This is a genomic window from Nostoc sp. (assembly GCF_036917455.1).
Taxonomy (GTDB): Bacteria; Cyanobacteriota; Cyanobacteriia; order Cyanobacteriales; family Nostocaceae; genus Nostoc.
The window spans coordinates 28835-35305 of record NZ_JBALDK010000079.1 but is presented as its reverse complement, the minus strand read 5'-3'; the positions used below and the strand labels follow the sequence as shown (position 1 = coordinate 35305).

Annotated in this window: 5 protein-coding genes; 2 read left to right on the top strand and 3 right to left on the bottom strand. The window is 36.4% G+C overall.

The annotated features are described in order from the left end of the window. Positions 1-67: 67 nt before the first annotated feature. Positions 68-1207 carry a caspase family protein gene (locus V7K42_RS08805; protein WP_334915367.1) on the bottom strand — a complete coding sequence of 380 codons (1140 nt, stop codon included), beginning with the start codon at positions 1205-1207 and terminating at the stop codon, positions 68-70. A 292-nt stretch (positions 1208-1499) separates the two neighbouring features. On the opposite strand from V7K42_RS08805, the gene V7K42_RS08800 reads away from it, so the two are divergent. Continuing rightward, positions 1500-1970, top strand: a complete 471-nt coding sequence (locus V7K42_RS08800; protein WP_334915365.1) for a hypothetical protein — start codon at positions 1500-1502, stop codon at positions 1968-1970. 13 nt (positions 1971-1983) lie between these two features. Then, positions 1984-3303, top strand: coding sequence for a hypothetical protein (locus V7K42_RS08795; RefSeq protein WP_334915363.1), 1320 nt, complete (start codon positions 1984-1986; stop codon positions 3301-3303). 778 nt (positions 3304-4081) lie between these two features. Here the strand turns inward: V7K42_RS08795 and V7K42_RS08790 are convergent. After that, a complete protein-coding gene (locus V7K42_RS08790) occupies positions 4082-6091 on the bottom strand; it encodes an ABC transporter ATP-binding protein/permease (protein ID WP_334915361.1) in 2010 nt (669 codons plus the stop codon). Positions 6092-6194: 103 nt separating this feature from the next. Beyond that, complete coding sequence (locus V7K42_RS08785) at positions 6195-6452, bottom strand: pyrroline-5-carboxylate reductase family protein (RefSeq protein WP_334915359.1); 258 nt, start codon at positions 6450-6452, stop codon at positions 6195-6197. Positions 6453-6471 lie beyond the last annotated feature (19 nt).

Sequence of the window (6471 nt, the reverse complement as noted above, 5' to 3'; positions counted from 1 at the left end):
ATTTTTTTCCTTCATCCTCCTCCCCATAACTGCTGACTTTTGTCAAATTTTGTATTAAGAAAGATGTTTATAATGGATAGCTTTCCAAGGGGGGATTAAGGGGGGTAATTTGACTTGTGTGTACACCGGAGCTTGGCAAGGGGGTACGGGAAAGATTAGGCAAGGAGTGTGCCAAAGCCTCCTGTAAACTGTTAACAGGAGATTCTTTAGGCGTAAACGGAGTAATATAAGTCCAGCGATCGCTCCCTGGAATATCTTGCCCTAACTTTAGCTGGTAGAGTAACCCAGCCCGTAACATAGATGATTTTCCACTACCGGAAGCTCCTAATACAGCAATTAGGCGATGCTTTTCTCTTACCTGTTGAATCAACTCCTGAGTTAGCGCCCTCCGCCCATAAAAAACCTCAGCATCTTCCTTTGTTTCGGTAAAATACGACAGGGAACGATAAGGACACTTATCCTGAAAGCTTTTTTGAGAAAACTTAGTAGTCAGCAAAATTGCTCGTGGAGAATTGGCAATTAACGGACGCTGGACTGTATTCGGCATTCGGCTGATAATTAAATCTGCCAATTTGTGGCTATTAATGATCCCGTCTACGTCATTTTCCGGGTTTAATCCTGCGAGTAACGCCTCCGTTAACAACCCCTGCGTGTGGGGAATTTCGACTCCAGTTTCATAGGAACGGGTTGCAGTAATTAAACAGTAGTCTTTATCTGTGGGAATAAATTTTAACAATTCACCGCTATAGCAGCAATCTAGCCAAACAACGATTCGTTTAGCCTGACTTGTTTGCAACTGCTCTCCCAACCAACTTAAGGGTATACCATAGATATCTGCATCAGGTAGAACATCACTGGTAGCTAGAAATACTTCTTCTTTGCCCGCCACCGTTTTGCACCACCCATGTCCTGAAAAGAAGAATAAGGCTGTTTCTGGGATGGGGTTAGGAGGAGGAGGATTGAAAAGATTAGCGATCGCCTCTTGTAATTCTTGCACCTTTACCGCCCCTTGGCGATCGATTTTACTTTCTCCCTTCTGGTTTAAAGTTTTAGGTAAACACTGAGCGCGAAAAGGTCTATAACCGGATTGTTCTAATTGTTCGGCAATTTTCTCAGCATCTTCTGCTGCTGCTGTTAGCGGCTTTAGAGTGGTGTACTCTGGGTAATAATTAATTCCAATAACAATAGCCGCCCATTCCGATGCCATTTTTATTACCTGACTAACCATTAGAACTTTTTATTGAACTGTAGGCAAAATCTGTCTCTAGCTTTAATACCTAATTCACAGCATTCTTTAGTCTTTACGGAAAATAACTAGAAAACTGTGCAATTAGCTATATTAATTTACGCAACGAAAAGTATAATAAAGAGCGTTTTAGTGTGCCAATTATTCTTTATGCATAGAAAAATTAAAACTAAGCATTAAATATCTGCTGTAATCATCTCACTTAAATTATGTTTATACTAGTCGTAGTAAGTTAAATTTGGTATAAAAACCTATGAAGACAAAGCCTGACAATACTATCGTCGCTTTTCTCTTGGCATTTCAAGACTTAAAAACTGCCCTCGGAGAACAACATAAACAAAATTTAAAAGAAGTTGCCAAGCAATTAGAAACCCAACCTAAAGCTTGGGAAGTCCATATCAAAGAACGTTTATTAGATATAATTGCTGCTAATTCTGAATTAAGTCAGTCTTATCAATTTTATCAGTCTCAATTGGAGAATATAGAAGAAATTCCTCATAATTTACTCCCAACTGAAGCTGAAATTAGTAAACTCGTTTCTCGTGACAAGGCTCCAATAACTAGAGGCTTTAAACCCAAAGATGAAGCTACAGGCTACGAAAGCCAACTCAATAATGTTGTAGTGATTGTTGGTAGTTCTGAAAAACCAGAAGAGACAGTTAAAAAAGCCACATTTTTAGGAAAATGGAAACAACTTTTATCTCAATCCAATCAATCAAATTAGTTTTTACCTTGTAATGAGCGATTTAATCTATCCTACAGTCGATTTATTTTTATATACTTTAAAAAGTTCTTTAAACACAACTGATGCAGAAACAGAAAAAAACAAAGCAGCTTTTTTAGCTCAATTACCCTCTGATACTCAATTTAACGATTTTGACATTGAAACCGAGTATTTAGAGATTACCCATCCTACTCAAATTAACTTTACTTCCCACAATAAAACTTTAGAAGGATATTATTATGCTGTGAGATTAAATGACACTTATGGCTTACAAATTGATTGTTCTATTAATAATCAAACCGAAAGTCAACCAGCTAAGTCTTTTGCAATCTTAAAAACTGAAATTGAACAAAAACTAAATAAAGAACTAGTAACAATTGGAAAAACCTGGTTGCTTTCTGGTTGGCTACCAGAAAAATCGTCTGATAACCATGAGGATATTGCCAAAAATTGCTATTATGCTTTATTTCAAGATACTTATTGGCAACCAGAACAAGGTACTTTTTTAGACGGGAAAGTTTTTGAAATATGGCGTTCAGAAAATACAAATTACAGCCTAGAGAAAGCAACCAATGCTCTAAATAGTCACGGACATCATGTGATTATTGCTATTTATACTAATCGAGAGAGTGCAGAACAAGCTGCGGAATTTTATAAAGATTGGATGGGATTATTTTGTTATCGAAGTAAGATTTCGTGGGCTTATCGGCAAAGTCGTTTAATCAAAGAATCTCTGCTGAATCATTATAAACAGATTGAAGCAAATAGAAAAATTACCAATCAAAGTAATTCTCAGCAAAAAAAGCAGAATATTACAACTTCGCGCCAGATATTAAATAATATTGATAATATTCTCCAGCAATATACAATTGACTTACTCAACCTCTCTTTTCAAAAACAAATTATTGAAATTAATTTATCTAATTATCAACTTCGCTTGGCTTTGATTAAAGAAAAAGCAGGTCAAAATAATCAGTTGGATTTTTTAGAGAAATTTAGCGGACTAGCCAACAAAAAATATATACCACAAATTACCAAAGATATCGAAAATATGCAGCTTGGCTTGCAACTTTTAGAAGATACAATTAACGCTACTCGTAGTCGCATAGAAGTCGAGAAAGCAGAACGAGAGCATAACTTCCAAGAGCTTGTAGCTGTTGTGGGTGCTGGTATAGCAACTGTATCTCTGATAAAAGAACCCGTAAAAGATTGTAAAGAGATTTTTAAGCAAGTTCAGCCCTTTTGCAAAGAACATCCTTTCAGTTTCAGTCTAATAGTTGGAATCATTGTTAGTTTTATGGTTTGGTGGCTGAGAAAACGATGGCGATCGTAAAGATTTGGAATTATTTGCTACAAGATTCAATGGCGATCGCACTCTATTTCAACTTTACAGAATGTAACCAGTTCAAAACACCAGTGATACTGCTATAGGACTCATATTTGATTTTTGAATATACACAGAAGCCGTAACACACCCTACACATACTGAGTTTGCTGCTAGTTGAAGCACATAGGAGTTAGGAAATCTACGGCAATTAGGAAAAGAACAGATTCTGGGAAAATGCGATCGCCTCTTAAATCTGCGTCCAATCTTACTTCTAGCCATAAAAACTCTTGTAGATTTACATATTCACCTACAGGACAAGTTGTAGACAAATAATTCGATTGAACAATTATTACCGTTTAAATACTTAATCTGCCGTTATCGATAAAATAAAACGGTTGAACAATGCTGTCAATCTTTACTTCAACAGCAAGATATGATTCAAGGGTTAACGGGTTTTCACTGGTGGATTAAAATCGGAGCTTAATCGTAAGTGATTTACCGAACATGATATAACTGAGCTAAAGTTGTGCAATGTTCCCAGGACAATTCGTGCTGTTGGATAATGGCTGCAACTTCGTTTTAGGGACTTCCAGAAATTAAATTATTCAATTTTGGAGCGAAGATGATCAATTAGATTCTTCCTCCCCTGCTTCCCCTGCGCCCCCTGCCTCCCCTGCTCGCCAAAGCGATGGGATATTTTTTTAGTTGGAAGTCCCTTATGTGGTTTGGGCTGTTTCGGCTTTCTTACCCTTTAGTTGGGAGTTCTAAAAAGTATGAGTGAGGGCTAATCCATAACCCATTTCAATACTTTAGGGTCTTTGTTATAGCGATAGATAAAGCCGTCATTAGTAGTGATAGACTCTCCTTTGCTTGCCTTACTTCTAATAGTGCTAAGGGAATAGGATGTTAGTGCATTCATTTCCTTATGGGAAAGCCCTTCGCCTATACTGTTCTCTAATTTGGTTTGGAATTTATCTTTCAAAAAACTATCTATTTTGAGTTGAGTATTTCCGGTAGTTTTAGTAATGCTTGTATTTTTATTTCGATAATCTTGCACGGTCACAAGTTGCCAACTAGAATCTTGTGAAAGTTCTAAAACCCATTGATGATAATCAAATAGACTTTCCCTATGCCCAACACTAATAAACGTTGTTTTCGTCTCTTGCAACTGTTGATATAGACTTCCTTCATTCTTCAAATCCAAAGCACTAGTTGCTTCATCTAATATAGTAAAGCTAGGACGAGTAACTAGCAGTCGTGCAAAGGCAAGGCGTTGTTGTTCCCCCACTGATAATATGTTTTCCCAAGGAACTTCTGTATCGAAGCCATCAACTCGACTTAGTAAGTTTTGCAGATTAACTTGTTGTAAAAAGTCTTTGAGTTCTGCATCGGTTATTTGACGATTTGTATTAGGATAAAGCAACTGTTCACGCAAAGTCCCCAAGATTATATAAGGGCGTTGAGGTAAAAATAAAACTTCTTCTAATGGAGGTCGCACCAGACGACCAGTCCCCGCATTCCACAAACCGGCGATCGCTCTCAAGAGAGAACTTTTACCTCGACCACTCGGCCCAACAATCAATAAACCTTCTCCTGGTTGAACAGATAGTGATAAATTTTCAACAATTACCTGCTCATAGTTGGGCGTTTGTAAAGTGACACTCTCAAAAGCAAGATGATTTTCTTCTACTGTTTTAATAGTACTGACATTTTCCGGTTGTTTAGTTACTGATTTTAAAGCATCTGAAAACTCAGATAATCTCTCAACATAGCTAGAAAATCTCCCAGAGTTCCCAAATTCATTGATTAAATCTCCTAAAGCATTAGCAAAAAAATAGCAACATATAGACGCTTGGCTAATTTCTCCAAAATCAATTTCACCTTTAATCTGTAAAGGACCAAATACTATATATGGAAATATTTGAATTACAGCCTGATAACCTCTATTAAAAATCTCATTGTTTTTCTCCCAATCAATTTTGCGTTTAGCATTTTTTATCAAATTACTAAATCTGCGGTCAATAATATTTGATTCTTGCTTCTCTCCTCGAAAGAACGCTACTGATTCAGCATGAGTGCGTAAATGAGTCAGACAATAGGTATAGTCAGCTTTTGCCTCTAGTTCTTCTCGATTAATTTTATTTAATTCTTGGGTCAAGAAAACAGCAATCAAATTGCCTATAACCGTATAAGTAACTAAAATCAGCGCAACAGACTGAGAGATTGACCAAAGAATTATCAAAAAACCTGCCATCTCCAGGATTTTTTCCAGTAGATTAGCTGAAAGACTTAAAGCATTGCTAGCAATGGGTTCGATTTCTTGAGATAAACGTTGATCTGGATTATCAATATTAGATTGAAAGTTAATTTTGTAATAAGCTCGACTGTTTAAATATTTTGATAAAATCTTATTATTTAGCCATTGATACCAATCTAGAGCAATTTTTTTTCTCAGAAGTTTTGAGAACCCTGATAAGAGGGTTACTAATACCAAAGCTAAACCGAAAAGCACTAAAGTATCAGAAAACTTAGAAGGATTCTTCTCTTCAATTATGATATCTAGTAAATAGCGAGTAATAAAGCTATTAAAAAGATTTGCACTTACAAGTGCAATTATTAGTAAGACCAAAAGAAAGAGCATTCCCCATGAGCGAATTACGTCTGAGAATGCTCTGTCTCCTGAATCGTTTGGATACCAGTAAGGTTGGGCAACCGCTTTTACGTCTTTCCAAAATTGAATAAAACCTGAAAAAGCATTTGTTGAAGGTTGAGCTTGAATAACTTGGGTTGGCATATTTTAGAAATAAATTGACTTTTTTTAGAATGATATTGAATACTTTTTCGTGTTGAATAACTAGTAATAATTACTAATATAAATCCCACTTCCTATTAATTTTTCAACTCATCTGACCTAATTGTTGAGTGTGGTTCAAAGCAGTAAGCACTGCATTAGAGATAACAGTCCTCATACTACCTTTTTCTAACTCGTAAAGACCAACTGCCGTTATTTCTCCAGGACTCGTGACTTTGTTTCGTAAGACTGCTGGATGTTCATGAGTCTGAAATATTAGTTTTACACTACCAGCGATCGCGTGCAATGTTAGTTCTTGGGCTTGTATCCGAGTTAAACCCATCTGAACTCCAGAATCAATCATCGCTTTGATTTACAGAAAT